The organism is Vibrio sp. M260118 (assembly GCF_036533755.1).
Taxonomy (GTDB): domain Bacteria; phylum Pseudomonadota; class Gammaproteobacteria; order Enterobacterales; family Vibrionaceae; genus Vibrio.
This window is the reverse complement of sequence record NZ_JATABG010000003.1, coordinates 25908-41826: the sequence shown is the minus strand read 5'-3', so window position 1 is coordinate 41826 and position 15919 is coordinate 25908. Positions and strand designations below refer to the sequence as shown.

Below are 15919 nucleotides of genomic sequence, written 5' to 3'. Positions count from 1 at the left end.
TCATTTATGATCTCATCAACGGTCACTTCTTTACCATCGTGCGTGTCCCATGTATCGCGATTATGGCAATACTTACAACGCATTAGACAGCCTTGTAAGAAGACAATAAAACGAATGCCCGGTCCGTCCACGGTTCCACAAGACTCGAAAGAATGAATTCGACCTGTTGTTGACATGTGCTCATCTCGTACTTAGTTATTTGTCGTCATTTTATTACAAATATTAGGGTTTAAATAGGGTTAGAGACGGTTAGAAACAACATTTTGCTAAATAAGAAAAAAATACGCACTTGAGCTAAAATGCATGTTATATAAATGTTTCAATTATAAGAATGTTGATAATAAAAATTAAACTTTAGCTGGTCGAGTCTTATTGCATACCACTGTTGTTAAGGGATTTTTTATGGATATGCTTGCTTTATCGCAAAAGCAGAAAATTATGCTATTTCTGATTGTTCTAGTCATAGGTTTTGTTGCTTTAGCAGGATTTACCTCTTCACGGTTGAGCCAAATGAGTGATCAATACCACCTCAGTAGTGACATCGCTACCGGTTCAACTTCAATTTACCAAACGCAAAGTAAGATTCTCACGTTAAGTAGCGATTTGGATAACCTGAATGGTTCACAGGTTTCTCGAGCCAAACAGGAAATTTCAGACATCGTTACTGCGGTTAATCACAACTCTAAGTTCCTATCCCAATTAGCACTTAATCAGCAAGCGGATAACCTTAAGCGTACAGTAAGTATGTTTGAGTCAGCGGCTACGCCTTGGATTAAAACTGTTTAATCGTGCTATGGGCAGTTTTGAGAGTATGTCGAATGTGTATGCGATGCTTGATTTGTATGAGAAAGAGATCGAGCAATATAAGCTGACCTTTGCTCGTGTAAGCGAATTGTCGCAGCAGCTTGGTACAGTTGAACAGCAGCTAATGAGTGCCAAAGCGCAGTTAACTCAGTTGATCGTATCTATCTCTCAAGAGTTGGCTGGCACTTCGATGCAATATCAACAATCGGCTGAACGCGCTTCGGAGCAAACTCAGTGGTCAGTATTGGCTGCGTGTTCTGTTCTTGCCATATTTACGGTGGCCATCTTCGTGATGCAAAGTACCTCGTTAACTAAATCTTTGACCAGAATTCGTAAAGTGTTGCATGGACTCTCTGCAGGTGATTTGTCGCAACGTATGACGATGACTAAGAACCCGAACGATGAGTTTAACCAGTTAGCGAGTAGCATTAACGAAAGCTGCGAAAATCTTGGCGGCTTGGTTCGTGGTGTTCAAGAGAGCTGCCAAGCTCTTTCAGGGAATGCTGCTGAATTGAATCAAGGCCTTGATCAATTGGCTCAGCATCAGTCGGAAGTGCTTGGACAAACCCAGTTGTTAGCTTCGGCAACCGAAGAGGTCAGTGTTACCACACAAGAGGTCTCTAATTCGTTGGAGTTTGTCGCGGAGATCTCTCGTTCTTCTACTCATGCTGCGGCAGAAGGGGCGAAGGTCATAGGATCAGCGATTGGGTCGCTCGAAGAGGTTGGCGCGATATTGACCTCAGCTGCGGGGCATATTCAACAGCTCGAAGAGGCTTCTTCGAAGGTTGACTCGGTGATGGAGATCATCAACGGTATTGCAGAACAGACCAACTTGTTGGCGTTAAATGCGGCAATAGAGGCGGCGCGTGCCGGAGAGCAAGGGAGAGGTTTTGCCGTTGTTGCTGATGAGGTGCGCAGTTTGGCGGTGCGCACTGTTGATGCGGTAACAGAGATCTCTGACACCATAGATACGATGAAGAAAGAAAGTGCGGAAGTGATTCAATACATCGGGCAGTCAGAGTCATCAATGACGGCTCGGCGAAAGCGCGGACAAGAAGCAATGGATGCCTTGGAGCAGATTACGGAAAAAGCCGACCAAGCGGCTCATCAGACTGAAGTGATTTTCTCTTCTATTAAAGAGTTGGCGACCACTAGTCAGTCAATGGCAGATAACATGACTCAAATATCGTCGGCAATGAAAGAGCTAGAGCAAAATAACGAACAACTGAAAAGCGTGAGGAGCGTGGTGGAAGAGCGTTCTGGCAACCTCAACCTCGATTGCCAGAAGTTCACCATCTAACTAGGGTCTACTTATAAGAATTAGGTTTGCTTAGAAGAAAGCGTATACGGAGAACCCACCTGTTCCATATACGCTTTCCTTCGCTTCTTTATAGTCTGGTGTTTTAACCGTTGTGGTTAATGTCATACCAAAACTCGGGTTATACCACGCAAAACCTACCACCGCAGTCGCTTGTGTATTTTCAAGAGTGACATCGTAATAACTGGAGCTTCTGCCTTCATTAGCGGCAAACTTGTCAACACCAGAGCGGTCACCTTCGATGGTAATATCGTTGAAGCGGTAACGAGCTTCAATACCGGTAAATAAGAACCACCCTCTGTCTGAACTACCAATCATGCCAGCGCGAAACGGGTTTTCATTGTCAATATTTGCTGCACCCATACTGTTTTGTAGATCGGCACCCCAACGAAACATCACCCCAGCGGAAATGTCACTGCGGAAGTTACCTGCGTTGATTTCTGACACGCTAGATAACTCCCAGTCAGTGTCAGCCTTATAGCGCTGCCTTACTAGGTTAAAGTGATTTAAGTAACCAATACTGCCGACAACCTTATCATCAACTTGGTATGCCCAACCACGCGGGTCATCAGAGCCAGTAATGCTATGAACAATATCTTGAGCTTGGTCGGCGAGCGAGTTTTCACCTGTGGTACCGATAGTTAGATTGAAGCGTTGCGCAATATCAGAGTTCAGGCTGATGTAGTTAAACTCAGTGTTCAGGTAACCTGCGTAGGGTCTGTCGTTTTTCAATGGCACCGGAGCGGTAATATCCGACGGCGTATACATCTTGTGGCCGATAGCAAACTCAAACTTATCTAAAGCCGGTTTGCCCCAATAAGAGAGACTGAATGGCTCTAGAATCGGGTAGGGTGTTATTTTGCTCGAGGTGTAAGTTAAGAAAATCCCATTGGTATAGTCTTGGTCAACGCCAAAAATACCATCATTATCAATCGAGAAAGAGAGTGTCGATTTCTCCGAGGCCACGCTGATTGTGGACACGAGCAGCAAAGGTAAAAATATCGTGCGGTCAAACTTCATAGATATGAGCTCTATTTAACTAATACATTGTCGAGCAACGTAGTTCACTTAAGAGGAGCCGCGTAGCGATTAACGGGGTATCGGGTCTTTGATATTTTTACCGCCCTAGGCCGATTAGGCTTGGGGCGTTTGTCTATAAAGAGGATAGATAAATCTCCGCGGAGGCTTTTTAAGCGTTTCGGCGTGTTACCTAAAGATACCGCTTTACTCATCACTTTTAGCTGACTGGCTATAAATTGGCAAGCGTACTTGAAGCTGATTTCATTGGGTAATCGTCCGTGTTCCACTGCGGCTTGGCTTGCTTCTCGTCTCACCAAGTTATAACCAAGTAATAGCCCCCATAACTCCTGGTATACGAGTTCTACTGTCTTGCTTCTCAGCACTAAAGCGTTGTGTTGCATTGAACTTTTGATGTCCCGATAGCCTAATTCAATTTCCCATCTTTCATGGTAAAGCTTCGCGACTGATTGAGCGTCATACTCTTCTCGAGGAAGCGAAGTAAACACCGTTTTGGATTTACCTTGCACCTCATACGTGACTGCTCTTACTTTCCATTTTTCAGGAAGACTAGGATTCTTTTTACGAGCCTGCGGTGAGACGTTCATCTCCACAAGCATGTCGCTGCTTTCTTTATCATCCAACAGTGTATATTTCACGCCTTTCTTCGCAGGCAGAAGCCAGTGTCTGTTTGTTCCACTGTTTTGCAGAGAAAGCAGTAAGTCTGCACCATAAAAACCTTTATCCAACAGCGTTACAGAGTCATCTGGCAAGGCGTTGATAAAAGGCATAGCTAAAGGAATTTCACCTCGGCGATAAGGGCTTATCGCTGCATCAACGATAACATGAGAGCGGACGTTCATCATGGTCACGACCCTTAATACTGGATGAGGTGTTTGCCTGTTGCTAGAAGTATTACCGGAGCCAAAATGCTCTCTTAATTCGGGTGTATCAGCTGTTCGAAAAAGAGCGCCATCTACGGCAAAAACTTGTAGGCCTTGCCATGTATCATCAGGGTATCGTTCAAGGCCCCACGTACTTCCACATTGCTTAAACAGCCATTCTGGTGCTGCTTTGCCTAAGCGTTGTCTTGCTTGGGTTAAAGCGCTCTTTGCTAATAATTCTTCATCAGCCAAGCCATCAGCACAGACGTTCATTCTTCTTGCGACTTCGGCAATTGGTTCATTACGGAAGAACGCCATACCAACAATCAGCCACAAAACCATATCACTTGGTAATCGACGCCGACGAATTGTGGCTTTATCTGACAGTGTAGCTGCTTTAGCAATCCATTCATCGGGAATATGTTCTGAGAACGTGGTGAGTCGAGCAACATCAACAGGGTTTTCTTCAAGGAAGTCGGCAAAACAGTTTTGAATAGACATAAAAAATCGGAAACCTATAAACAGGTTTCCGATTGTCTCTCATCAGAAGGATCGGTCAACCGATCCTTATCTGATCTACATTGCCCTCAATATAGGGGCTTAGCTACATAAATATATCTACGTCACTAGTCTAGCTGAGGTCCAGCTGCAACTAGCGATTTACCTTCGGCATTATCTGTGTACTTATCAAAGTTGTTGATAAAGCGTTCAGCCAGATCTTTCGCTTTGCTTTCCCACTGTAGTGGGTCAGTGTAAGTATCACGAGGATCTAGGATGCTTGGGTCAACGTCGTGTAATGCAGTTGGCACTTCTAGATTGAAGATAGGAATGTGCTTAGTTTCAGCGTTTTCAATCGAACCATCTAGAATCGCATCAATGATGCCGCGTGTATCCTGAATTGAGATACGTTTGCCGCTACCATTCCAACCGGTATTTACTAGGTAAGCCTCAGCACCTGCTTCTTCCATACGTTTAACTAGTACTTCTGCGTACTTAGTTGGGTGTAGCGTTAGGAATGCTGCGCCGAAACATGCCGAGAATGTCGGTGTTGGTTCAGTGATGCCGCGCTCAGTACCAGCAAGTTTAGCGGTAAAGCCAGATAGGAAGTGGTACTTAGTTTGCTCCGGAGTCAGTTTAGACACAGGAGGTAACACACCAAATGCGTCAGCAGACAAGAAGATAACCTTGTTTGCGTGGCCCGCTTTTGATACTGGCTTAACGATGTTATCAATGTGCTCGATAGGGTAAGAAACACGAGTGTTCTCTGTTTTCGAACCATCGTCGAAATCGATAGAGCCATCGCTGCGAACAGTAACGTTCTCTAGTAGTGCATCACGACGAATTGCGTTGTAGATGTCTGGCTCAGCTTCTTTCGATAGCTTGATGGTTTTCGCGTAACAACCACCTTCGAAGTTGAAGATACCGTCGTCATCCCAGCCATGCTCATCATCACCGATCAGTTCACGCTTCGGATCAGTAGATAGGGTAGTTTTACCTGTACCAGATAGGCCGAAGAAGATCGCTACGTCGCCGTTGTCTTTGCACTTGTTCGCACTACAGTGCATAGAAGCAATGTCTTTTAGAGGAAGGAAGTAGTTCATCATTGCGAACATACCTTTCTTCATCTCACCGCCGTACCAAGTACCGCCAATAAGCTGCATGCGTTCAGTTAGGTTAAATACCGTGAAGTTTTCAGAGTTTAGGCCATGCTCTTCCCACTTCTGGTTAGTACATTTCGCACCGTTCATTACTACGAAATCAGGTTCGAACGTTGCTAGTTCTTTTTCAGTTGGGCGGATAAACATGTTTTTCACGAAGTGCGCTTGCCACGCTACCTCAGTGATAACACGGATACTTAAGCGAGTATCTGGGTTAGCGCCACAGTAGCCATCGATCACGAAAACACGTTTTCCTGATAGCTGGTTAGTAACAAGCTCTTTTAGATCATTCCAAACGGCTTGATCAATTGGCTTGTTGTCATTTTTTACTTGGTCTGACGTCCACCACATATGTTCTTCAGTGGTTGCGTCTTTAACGATGTATTTATCTTTTGGTGAGCGTCCAGTAAAAATACCGGTATCAACAGCAACGGCGCCTAGTTCGGTGACTACGCCTTTTTCGTAGCCTTCCAGATCAGCGCGAGTTTCTTCTTCGAACAACATCTCGTAACTAGGGTTGCGTACAACCTCTTTTACGTTCTGAAGTCCGTGTTTGGTAAGATCGATTGTTGCAGCCTTTGTATGTTCCATAACGGTCATAGGTGCTCCTTGTAGGGATATTTTTGTAGGGATTTTGTAATAATTTTTTATTTTGTCTGCTCACCATGCTAGCAATGGGTCTCATAGAAAACAGGGATATAGCTCAAAATTTATCCGCATTTTTTTTGGGGTTTTAAGCGACTCATCACATATTGGCCGAGTTAGTTTATCGTGTGCGCAAAGCTTTGCGCTAGAGCAAAATCATTATTAATCGCTTAAAATTAACAGGTTAATTTATTACGGCTTAGGCTAGGTATTGCGGGGAGTTGATCACAAAAAAGACCAGCATGAGCTGGCCTTTTGAAGGGTAAATTACAAGCTTGGTATGCTGTAAAAATTAATGCAGTGTTTTGTTGCTCGGATTAGCGGAATTGAACAGCTCAGCGACTTGCGCTTCGTCGAACGAATAATTCGTGCCGCAGTAATCACAATGTAAAGAAATTGAACCAACCTCGGATAAAATGTCATTTATTTCCGCACGGTCGATGGTAACAATCGCTGCACCGCTGCGTTCTCGAGAACATCCACAGAAGAATTCAACTTGCTGAGGATCAAACAGGCGAACTTTTTCTTGGTTGTAGAGGCGGTACAGTAAGTCATTCGCTTCTAGGCTGAATAGTTCTTCATTTTTAACTGTATCAGTTAGCTGCTCTAGGTGCTCGAAGTCTTCTGGCGTACCAGTACCATCTGGCATAACTTGAATTAGCATACCCGCTGCACGTTGTTTGCCTTCGTGCTCACCTGTACGTAGCCAAATACGTGTTTTAAGCTGCTCTGAGTTGGCAAAGTAGCTTTCAAGAATTTCAGACAGGTTGTCGCCGTCCAGGCCAACAATACCTTGGTAGCGCTCGCCTTTCTTCGGATCAATAGTAATCACTAAGTGGCCTTTACCCATCATGTCATGGATTGTTGCGTCGTCAGCGATATCACCATCCCAACGAGCGACACCACGGATCTTCTGGTCGTGATCGCCATTAATTACTGCTAGAGATACAGGGCCATCACCTTGCAGCTGCATAGTGATCGAGCCTTCAAACTTTAGCGTTGCTGTTAGAAGAGTGGTTGAAACCAATAGCTCACCAAGCAGCTTTTGTAGTGGTGCTGGGTATTCCTTGCTTGAAATAATACGTTGGTATGCATCATCCAGTTGTACCAACTCACCACGAACTGAAAGATCTTCAAATAAGTAGCGGTTCAAAACATTGCTTGCCATGTGGCGATTCCTCGTAAATCTGGTAGAGCTTATTGGTGTTTAAATTTAATGATATCGCGGCGCTGCTTTTTATCAGGGCGGCGATCTGGGCTAGGATTGTGGGCGTGAAGCTTACGACGTGCTGCGTTCTCTTCACGTTTACTTAGACTCTCTGCGGTTTCAGAGTAGAGCGTTTGTGCTTCTGGAGCACCGCGACGTTGGTCAGAGATTTTCTCTATTACTACCGTCTTTTCTTCGTGCCCTTGTCTTAGTGTAATTACCGCCCCGAGTTCGACTGCCTTACTCGGCTTGCTACGCTGACCATTATAGTGGACTTTACCACCATCGACCATATTGCGAGCTATGGAACGAGTTTTATAAAAACGCGCCGCCCAGAGCCATTTATCGAGTCTAACTGCTTCGGTTTGGGAACCCATTGTATTTCTTGCCCTCTAAGGTGGTGGATGTTCAATCCATTCAGATGCAGTAACAATGGTGACGAATGTAACACTTTTCAAGCGAGATCATAAAAAATCTCCATGAACAAAGCGGTAGCAGGGGGTTTTATGTTTAGCTTGTTTCATATTTTGCTACAATGGCCGGCTACATCTTTGATAACTAATATTAACCTCCGTCATACAGGGCTTAGCTCTCGCCTTTGACGGCAGAAATTGGGCTCTAAGCCAGCGAAATAGGGACAGCGAGTGAAGCAAAGCAGTGCAGCGGCACTATACCGAATGGGTGAGGCACTAAAAGATATTGGTGTGCAACAACGCATCAGTTATGTGGTGATGATTTTACTGCTAACGCTCAGCGCCTGGATTGGTGGAAGGATGCTATGGCAACCTTGGAGTTCACCAACCGTCGCGCAATGGCAGGCAAGCGCTACGTCCTCTGGTACTGAAAGCGCAGCGCGTCTCGACATCTCTGAGCTGCAAAATAGCCACCTATTTGGTAAACCTCAAACTAATGCCCCAGTGGTTGAACAGCCAAAAGTTCAAGATGCCCCTAAGAGCCGTTTGAATGTTGTTTTAGTTGGCGTGGTTACCAGTTCGAATCCTGCTAAGAGCCTAGCAGTCATTGCTAACCGTGGTCAGCAAGTGACCTATGGTATTGATGAAGTGATTGAAGGCACGCGCGCCAAACTTATTCAGGTTCAATCTGACCGAGTGATTATTGATAACTCTGGGCGCAATGAAACCGTGATGCTTGAAGGCTTAAAATACAGTAAGCCTTCCCCTGCGCAGCCCCAAGTTCCAAGTGAAGAAGAGACCCGTGTTCAGGTTTCCTCAGATTCTATTGCTAGCATCCGTGAAGAGATTCGTCAGGATGCGAGACAGATTTTCCAGTACGTTCGCATGTCGCAAGTTAAACAGGACAATGAGGTGATCGGTTATCGCCTTTCACCAGGCAAAAGCAGTGTCTTGTTTGATGAAGTTGGGCTTCAATCCGGTGACATCGCAGTATCAATTAATGGGTTGGATCTGAAAGATCCAGAGACGATGGGTGAAGTGTTTAGAAGCTTGTCCCAGTTGACCGAACTAAATCTCACGGTAGAGCGAAATGGTCAACCTCACCAAATATACATTGAATTATAAGATTGTTGCCGCCGCGACAATTGTTCCAAGGAGTAGTACAGAGTGAACCATTGGCTTAGAAAGAGCGCATGGCTTTTAGCGGGAAGCTTACTTATGTCACCAACCATGGTGGCTGCTAACGACTTTAGTGCCAGCTTTAAAGGGACTGACATCCAAGAGTTCATCAATATCGTTGGTCGAAACTTAGAAAAAACCATCATTGTTGATCCGTCAGTACGTGGCAAAGTCGATGTACGTAGCTACGACATGTTGACCGAAGAGCAGTACTACAGCTTCTTCCTTAATGTTCTGGAAGTGTATGGCTTTGCTGTCGTCGAGATGGAAAACGGCATATTAAAAGTCATCAAGGATAAAGACGCAAAAACTTCTGCTGTACCAGTTGTGGGCGATGGCAGTATCAACGGTGATGAAGTTGTCACCCGAGTGGTTGCAGTACGCAATGTATCGGTGCGGGAACTCTCTCCTCTATTACGTCAGCTTAACGACAATGCGGGCGCGGGTAACGTGGTTCACTATGACCCAGCCAACATTATCCTGATTACTGGCCGTGCTGCTGTGGTGAACCGTTTAGCAGACATCATTAAGCGTGTTGACCAAGCGGGTGACAAAGAGATTGAAGTGGTGGAGCTTGATAATGCCTCAGCCGCTGAAATGGTGCGTATTGTTGAAGCATTGAATAAAACCACTGACGCAAAGAATACTCCGGCATTTCTGCAACCTAAGTTGGTGGCAGATGATAGAACCAACGCCATTTTGATTTCGGGCGATCCACAAGTTCGTCAACGTCTGCGTAAGCTAATTAAGCAGTTAGATGTCGAAATGGCGACAAAAGGTAACAACCGCGTTGTCTACTTAAAGTATGCCAAGGCGGAAGATCTAGTTGATGTTCTCAAAGGTGTATCAGACAACCTGCAAGCAGAGAAATCTTCGGGCTCTAAATCATCGACTAGTGCCAAGCGCAATGACGTGATGATTGCAGCCCACCCAGAGACCAACGCACTGGTTCTAACTGCTCCACCAGATATTATGAATGCGCTGCAAGACGTTATTGCTCAGCTTGATATTCGTCGTGCACAAGTTTTGATTGAAGCTCTGATTGTCGAAATGTCAGAGGGTGATGGCTTGAATTTCGGTATCCAGTGGGGCTCGCTAGAAACGGGTGCTGTTATCCAGCATTCTAATGCCGGTGCGCCAATCGGCAGTGTGATGGTTGGTTTAGAAGAAGCTAAAGATACCACCACGACTACCGCTGTTTATGATGACAACGGTAAATTCTTGCGTAATGAAACCACCACTGAGCAAGGTGACTACACTAAGCTAGCGTCCGCGCTCTCGGGTGTCAATGGTGCGGCACTGAGCGTGGTGATGGGGGACTGGACTGCACTGATCAGTGCGGTATCTACAGATTCCAACTCAAATATCCTCTCTTCACCAAGTATTACCGTGATGGACAATGGTGAAGCGTCATTCATTGTAGGTGAAGAGGTGCCGGTGATTACCGGCTCTGCGGCGAGCTCAAATAATGACAACCCGTTTCAAACGGTTGAGCGAAAAGAGGTCGGTATCAAACTTAAAGTGGTGCCGCAAATCAATGAAGGCAACTCAGTTCAGCTAAATATTGAGCAAGAAGTCTCCAACGTGCTTGGTGCCAATGGTGCGGTTGATGTTCGTTTTGCTAAGCGTCAGCTGAATACCTCAGTGATGGTTGAAGACGGGCAAATGATTGTACTGGGTGGCTTGATTGATGAGCGAGCTTTAGAGAGTGAATCTAAGGTGCCACTGCTAGGTGATATTCCTTATTTAGGTCATCTATTTAAGTCGACCAGTACTCAGGTTGAGAAGAAGAACCTGATGGTGTTTATCAAGCCAACCATTATTCGCGATGGTGTTACGGCGGATGGTATCACTCAACGTAAGTACAACTTTATCCGTGCTGAGCAACTGTATAGAGCGGATCAAGGCTTAAAGTTGATGGATGATGGCCACATTCCAGTATTGCCAGAGTATGGTGAAGAGATTGGTCACCCTGTTGAAATTCAAGCATTCCTTGATCAGATGAGCGCGCAGTAATGGATCTAGAGTTGACTCCAAGCTTTAAGCGCTTGCCATTTAGCTTCGCCAACCGTTTTAAGCTAGTGCTTGAATCTAGTGAGGCAGGGTTGGTGCTCTACTATGTCGCGCCAGTCGCAATGCCGGCGCTGATTGAAGTTAAGCGGGTTTGTCGTCAGCCTTTTACTTTGCAAGAGCTGAGTAAAGAGGCATTTGATAGCAAGTTGACTCAAGCCTATCAACGCGACTCATCCGAAGCGCGTCAGCTTATGGAAGATATTGGCGCCGAAAGTGATGATCTATTCTCATTAGCCGAAGACTTGCCACAAGATGAAGACCTGCTTGAATCTGATGATGATGCCCCGATAATCAAATTGATTAATGCCATGCTTGGTGAGGCAATCAAAGAGAGCGCGTCGGATATCCATATCGAGACATTCGAGAAAAACCTCTCTATTCGTTTCCGTATTGACGGCGTTTTGCGTGATGTATTGTCGCCAAGTCGCAAGTTAGCCCCTTTGTTGGTATCGCGGGTTAAGGTCATGGCCAAGCTCGACATTGCTGAGAAGCGCGTGCCACAAGATGGTCGAATTTCGCTGCGTATTGGTGGCCGAGCTGTTGACGTTCGCGTCTCGACTATGCCTTCATCTCATGGTGAGCGCGTAGTGATGCGCCTACTCGATAAAAACGCAACCCGCCTTGAACTGCCAAGCCTCGGCATGACAGAGGTTAATCGTGATGGTTTCCGTCAGATGATTTCAAGACCACATGGCATCATCTTGGTCACAGGCCCAACAGGCTCGGGTAAATCGACTACCCTCTATGCTGGCTTGACTGAAATCAACAGCAACGAGCGCAATATTCTCACCGTTGAAGATCCGATCGAATTTGATATCGATGGTATCGGTCAAACTCAGGTAAACCCTAAAGTCGATATGACCTTTGCACGCGGTTTGCGTGCCATCTTACGTCAAGACCCTGATGTGGTCATGGTGGGTGAGATTCGTGACTTAGAAACGGCGCAAATTGCGGTGCAGGCATCTTTGACGGGTCACTTGGTAATGTCGACCCTGCATACTAATACCGCTGTCGGGGCGATTACCCGTCTGCGAGATATGGGCATCGAGCCTTTCCTTATCTCCTCTTCATTGCTCGGTGTATTGGCTCAGCGCTTGGTGCGAACCCTGTGTCCGGACTGTAAGCAGCCATACGAGGCCGACAAAGAGACTAAAAAACTGTTCGGTTTGAAGAAAAAAGAGGATTTAACCCTCTATCGTGCATCGGGCTGTGAAGCGTGCAATTACAAAGGCTACCGTGGCCGTACTGGCATACATGAGCTGTTGGTGATTGATGAAGATGTCCAGTCTCTGATTCATAGTGAAGCCGGAGAGCAGGCTATCGAGAAGCATATCCGTCAGCAGACGCCAAGTATTCAAGAAGATGGCTTAAACAAAGTTCGCATGGGCATTACCTCTCTCGAAGAAATTATGCGAGTGACCAAGGAAAGCTGATGGCGGCATTTGAGTACAAAGCACTAGACAAGAAAGGTAAATCGAAAAGGGGCGTTATCGAAGGGGATAACGCTCGTCAGGTGCGTGCCAAGTTAAAAGAGCAAGGCTTGGTCCCTGTTGAGGTGAGTGAGACCAGACAAAAAGCCAATAAACAGCGCAACCAAGTAAGCTTTCAGTTTAAACGTGGTGTAAGTACGCCGGATCTGGCTTTGATTACTCGTCAGCTTGCAACTTTGGTCCAGTCAGGGATGCCATTAGAAGAGTGTTTGAAGGCTGTATCTGAGCAGTCTGAAAAGCCCCATATCCGAACCATGCTATTGGCGGTTCGCTCTAAGGTTACTGAAGGTTATACCTTAGCTGATAGTTTGTCTGACTATCCCCATGTGTTCGATGAACTGTTTCGCTCTATGGTGGCCGCGGGTGAAAAATCAGGCCATTTAGATTCTGTATTAGAACGCCTCGCTGACTACGCGGAAAATCGTCAAAAGCTCCGCTCGAAATTGATTCAGGCAATGGTCTACCCAATTGTACTGGTCGTGTTTGCGATTGGTATTGTCGCTTTTCTGTTGGCCGCTGTGGTGCCTAAAATCGTCGGCCAGTTTGTGCAAATGGGCCAGGAACTTCCTCAGTCGACTCAGCTGTTGCTGGCGGCGAGTGAGTTCGTACAGAGCTCGGGGCTCTATGTTGTTATTGCTTTCATTGTCGCTATCTACCTGATCAAATTTGCCTTGAGTAAGCCTAAGCTTCGACTCGCTTGGGATCGTAAAGTTATCTCGTTGCCATTAGTTGGTAAGATCGCTCGTGGTCTGAATACCTCGCGTTTTGCTCGAACCTTATCTATTTGTACATCTAGTGCAATTCCGATTATTGATGGTATGCGTGTTGCTGTGGATGTTATGTCGAATCATTACGTCAAAGCGCAGGTGTTAATCGCCACAGAGAACGTGCGTGAAGGGGCGAGTTTGCGCCGAGCTTTAGAACAAACCAAGCTGTTTCCACCTATGATGTTGCATATGATTGCCAGTGGTGAACAGAGTGGTGAGTTAGAGAGCATGCTAACTCGTGCGGCAGATAACCAGGATGCTAATTTTGAGTCGACGGTTAATATCGCACTCGGGATCTTTACCCCAGCATTGATTGCCCTGATGGCGGGACTAGTGCTGTTTATCGTCATGGCAACCTTAATGCCAATCCTAGAGATGAATAATTTAATGAGTTCTTAGCCGCGTAGCGAATCGTTAGGCTGCTTTTTGTGGAGAGAAAAATGAACAAGCAATTTAAAAAACAGGCCGGTTTTACCCTGCTAGAAGTCATGGTTGTTGTGGTGATTTTAGGTATTTTGGCGAGTTTCGTTGTGCCGAACCTGCTTGGTAATAAAGAGAAAGCGGATCAGCAAAAAGCCATCACTGACATCGTGGCGTTAGAAAACGCGCTTGATATGTACAAGCTGGATAACAGTGTTTACCCGACCACTGACCAAGGTTTAGACGCGTTAGTGACTAAGCCTTCAAGCCCAGAGCCACGCAACTACCGTGACGGTGGATATATTCGTCGTCTTCCGTCTGACCCTTGGGGCAACGAGTACCAATACCTAAGTCCGGGTGATCAAGGTAACGTTGATATCTTTACCTTAGGTGCCGACGGTCAAGAGGGTGGTGAAGGTGCCAATGCAGATATCGGTAACTGGAACCTTCAAGATTTTCAGTAACCCAAACGCGAGCATTTAGCGGTTATGCGTCGTCAGTGTGGATTTACTCTGCTAGAGGTCTTACTGGTATTGGTGTTGGTTTCGGTCGCATCAGTAGCGGTGATAGCTACCCTGCCAGTTAATGCTGAAGACGGCGCAAAAAAACAGGCGCAATCTCTGTTCCATCGCATGCAACTACTCAATGAAGAGGCGATGTTGAGTGGCAATGATTTTGGATTGCGTGTTGACGAAAAAGCGTCGACTTACCATTTTATGCGTTTACAGACTGATGGTTGGCAGCAATTAGAGCAGAGTCCGATCCCTGCACAAACTAAGTTGGATGACAATTTGTCGATCATGCTGACGTTAGGTGGGGATGCTTGGAATAACAAAGATCGTCTGTTTCAGCCCGGCTCCCTGTTCGATGAAGAGATGTTTGCTGAGCTAGAAGATAAGCAAAAACAGCGCCCACCCCAAGTGTTTGTTATGTCGAGTGGGGAAGTGACGCCATTTTCTATTGCTATTTATCCTCAGGATGGCAGTGCTGATGAAGATGCGTGGCAGGTAGTGGCAAAAGAAAATGGCCAAATTCTATTGTTGGCACCGGGGGAGCGTGATGAAGAGAGCTAAGCTTGGCTTCACGCTGCTTGAGGTCTTGGTTGCGTTAGCCATTTTTGCTACAGCAGCGATTGCGACAATACGTTCGGTGAGTCAGCACATAAATACTCTCAACTATTTGGAAGAGAAAACTTTCGCCGCTATGGTGGCTGATAACCAAATGGCGAAAGTGATTTTGTCTGAGGCGATGCCGAGCAAGCAGACCGGTGTAGAAACGCTCGCAGATAGAGAGTGGTATTGGAGCGTAGAGCCTGTCTCGACGTCAGGCGATATGCTGCAAGCATTTGATGTTAAGGTCGCGACTCGGGCGAAAGGTTCGCCAGTAGTTACGGTGAGAAGTTATGTGCCGAAGTAACGTCTCTCGTAATAAAGGTTTTACCCTAATCGAAGTGCTGGTGGCGATTGCGATTTTTGCTAGCTTGAGTGTTGGTGCTTATCAGGTACTAAACCAAGTGCAACGTAGCAATGAGATTTCCATGCAGCGCAGTGAGCGCTTAAAGTCGTTGCAGCGAGCACTGGTCTATCTGGACAACGATTTTCGCCAAATGGCACTGAGACAGTCGCGCACTAATGGTGAAGAGCCTTCGCCGCTGCTACTGCAATGGAAAGAGTATTTGCTCGACTCCGATAGCAAAGGCGTGATGTTTGTTCGCTCTGGTTGGCATAACCCGCAACAGCAGTTTCCGCGTGGTGAAGTGAGCAAGGTTGGTTACCGGATTAAAGATAACCAGTTACAACGAGTTTGGTGGCGCTATGTTGATACGCCTGTGGGTCAAGAGGGTATTGTGATGCCTTTGCTCGATGAGGTCGAGGCGTTTGAACTGCGCTTTTTTGATGGTGAGCAATGGCTGAGAGTTTGGCTGAGTAGTTACACCTTACCTGAAGCGGTAGCGGTGGAGTTACAACTCGCGGACTACGGCAAGATTGAGCGAATCTATCTTACTTCTGGTGGCTCTCTAGAGCAGGCAAACGGGCAGGAATAA

General features: G+C 46.2%; 14 protein-coding genes and 1 pseudogene. 9 read left to right on the top strand and 6 right to left on the bottom strand.

The window, feature by feature from the left end; all coding sequences use genetic code 11:
* Positions 1 to 176 (bottom strand): 4Fe-4S cluster-binding domain-containing protein (locus QTO00_RS00675; RefSeq protein WP_331422319.1); only part of this gene is annotated, 176 nt, incomplete at its 3' end.
* A gap of 226 nt (positions 177 to 402) precedes the next feature.
* On the opposite strand from QTO00_RS00675, the pseudogene QTO00_RS00670 reads away from it, so the two are divergent.
* Positions 403 to 2104, top strand: a pseudogene (locus tag QTO00_RS00670) (methyl-accepting chemotaxis protein).
* A 30-nt stretch (positions 2105 to 2134) separates the two neighbouring features.
* Here the strand turns inward: QTO00_RS00670 and QTO00_RS00665 are convergent.
* From QTO00_RS00665 to hslR, 5 genes are all read right to left on the bottom strand, one after another.
* Positions 2135 to 3142 carry a lipid A deacylase LpxR family protein gene (locus tag QTO00_RS00665; RefSeq protein ID WP_331422315.1) on the bottom strand — a complete coding sequence of 336 codons (1008 nt, stop codon included), beginning with the start codon at positions 3140 to 3142 and terminating at the stop codon, positions 2135 to 2137.
* Positions 3143 to 3186: 44 nt separating this feature from the next.
* Positions 3187 to 4524 (bottom strand): IS4 family transposase, encoded by a 1338-nt coding sequence (locus tag QTO00_RS00660; protein WP_331422313.1) that lies wholly within the window; start codon positions 4522 to 4524, stop codon positions 3187 to 3189.
* 125 nt (positions 4525 to 4649) lie between these two features.
* Complete coding sequence (pckA, locus tag QTO00_RS00655) at positions 4650 to 6281, bottom strand: phosphoenolpyruvate carboxykinase (ATP) (RefSeq protein WP_331422312.1); 1632 nt, start codon at positions 6279 to 6281, stop codon at positions 4650 to 4652.
* 337 nt (positions 6282 to 6618) lie between these two features.
* A complete protein-coding gene (gene hslO / locus QTO00_RS00650) occupies positions 6619 to 7494 on the bottom strand; it encodes an Hsp33 family molecular chaperone HslO (RefSeq protein ID WP_331422310.1) in 876 nt (291 codons plus the stop codon).
* A gap of 29 nt (positions 7495 to 7523) precedes the next feature.
* Positions 7524 to 7910, bottom strand: coding sequence for a ribosome-associated heat shock protein Hsp15 (gene hslR, locus QTO00_RS00645; protein ID WP_004746109.1), 387 nt, complete (start codon positions 7908 to 7910; stop codon positions 7524 to 7526).
* A 300-nt stretch (positions 7911 to 8210) separates the two neighbouring features.
* Here hslR and gspC point away from each other — a divergent pair, with 300 nt between their 5' ends.
* From gspC to gspJ, 8 genes are read left to right on the top strand one after another with little or no spacing between them, the layout of a single operon-like run.
* Positions 8211 to 9071, top strand: coding sequence for a type II secretion system protein GspC (gspC, locus tag QTO00_RS00640; RefSeq protein WP_331422317.1), 861 nt, complete (start codon positions 8211 to 8213; stop codon positions 9069 to 9071).
* A 42-nt stretch (positions 9072 to 9113) separates the two neighbouring features.
* Positions 9114 to 11141, top strand: coding sequence for a type II secretion system secretin GspD (gspD, locus tag QTO00_RS00635; protein ID WP_331422308.1), 2028 nt, complete (start codon positions 9114 to 9116; stop codon positions 11139 to 11141).
* Positions 11141 to 12631, top strand: a complete 1491-nt coding sequence (gspE, locus tag QTO00_RS00630; protein WP_331422306.1) for a type II secretion system ATPase GspE — start codon at positions 11141 to 11143, stop codon at positions 12629 to 12631. Before gspD ends, gspE begins: the two co-directional genes overlap by 1 nt.
* A complete protein-coding gene (gene gspF / locus QTO00_RS00625; RefSeq protein ID WP_331422304.1) occupies positions 12631 to 13854 on the top strand; it encodes a type II secretion system inner membrane protein GspF in 1224 nt (407 codons plus the stop codon). The genes gspE and gspF overlap by 1 nt, the downstream gene beginning before the upstream one ends.
* A 41-nt stretch (positions 13855 to 13895) precedes the next feature.
* A complete protein-coding gene (gene gspG / locus QTO00_RS00620) occupies positions 13896 to 14339 on the top strand; it encodes a type II secretion system major pseudopilin GspG (RefSeq protein ID WP_038210218.1) in 444 nt (147 codons plus the stop codon).
* 24 nt (positions 14340 to 14363) lie between these two features.
* Complete coding sequence (gspH, locus tag QTO00_RS00615) at positions 14364 to 14948, top strand: type II secretion system minor pseudopilin GspH (protein WP_331422301.1); 585 nt, start codon at positions 14364 to 14366, stop codon at positions 14946 to 14948.
* A complete protein-coding gene (gene gspI, locus QTO00_RS00610; RefSeq protein WP_331422300.1) occupies positions 14935 to 15291 on the top strand; it encodes a type II secretion system minor pseudopilin GspI in 357 nt (118 codons plus the stop codon). Before gspH ends, gspI begins: the two co-directional genes overlap by 14 nt.
* Positions 15278 to 15919, top strand: a complete 642-nt coding sequence (gspJ, locus tag QTO00_RS00605) for a type II secretion system minor pseudopilin GspJ (protein WP_331422299.1) — start codon at positions 15278 to 15280, stop codon at positions 15917 to 15919. Before gspI ends, gspJ begins: the two co-directional genes overlap by 14 nt.

Bases quoted from the DNA above. Each gene is read 5' to 3' on its own strand.
- QTO00_RS00665 (WP_331422315.1), bottom strand. From the start codon at position 3,142: ATGAAGTTTGACCGCACGATATTTTTACCTTTGCTGCTCGTGTCCACA.
- QTO00_RS00660 (WP_331422313.1), bottom strand. From the start codon at position 4,524: ATGTCTATTCAAAACTGTTTTGCCGACTTCCTTGAAGAAAACCCTGTT.
- pckA (WP_331422312.1), bottom strand. From the start codon at position 6,281: ATGACCGTTATGGAACATACAAAGGCTGCAACAATCGATCTTACCAAA.
- hslO (WP_331422310.1), bottom strand. From the start codon at position 7,494: ATGGCAAGCAATGTTTTGAACCGCTACTTATTTGAAGATCTTTCAGTT.
- hslR (WP_004746109.1), bottom strand. From the start codon at position 7,910: ATGGGTTCCCAAACCGAAGCAGTTAGACTCGATAAATGGCTCTGGGCG.
- gspC (WP_331422317.1), top strand. From the start codon at position 8,211: ATGGGTGAGGCACTAAAAGATATTGGTGTGCAACAACGCATCAGTTAT.
- gspE (WP_331422306.1), top strand. From the start codon at position 11,141: ATGGATCTAGAGTTGACTCCAAGCTTTAAGCGCTTGCCATTTAGCTTC.
- gspF (WP_331422304.1), top strand. From the start codon at position 12,631: ATGGCGGCATTTGAGTACAAAGCACTAGACAAGAAAGGTAAATCGAAA.
- gspG (WP_038210218.1), top strand. From the start codon at position 13,896: ATGAACAAGCAATTTAAAAAACAGGCCGGTTTTACCCTGCTAGAAGTC.
- gspH (WP_331422301.1), top strand. From the start codon at position 14,364: ATGCGTCGTCAGTGTGGATTTACTCTGCTAGAGGTCTTACTGGTATTG.
- gspI (WP_331422300.1), top strand. From the start codon at position 14,935: ATGAAGAGAGCTAAGCTTGGCTTCACGCTGCTTGAGGTCTTGGTTGCG.
- gspJ (WP_331422299.1), top strand. From the start codon at position 15,278: ATGTGCCGAAGTAACGTCTCTCGTAATAAAGGTTTTACCCTAATCGAA.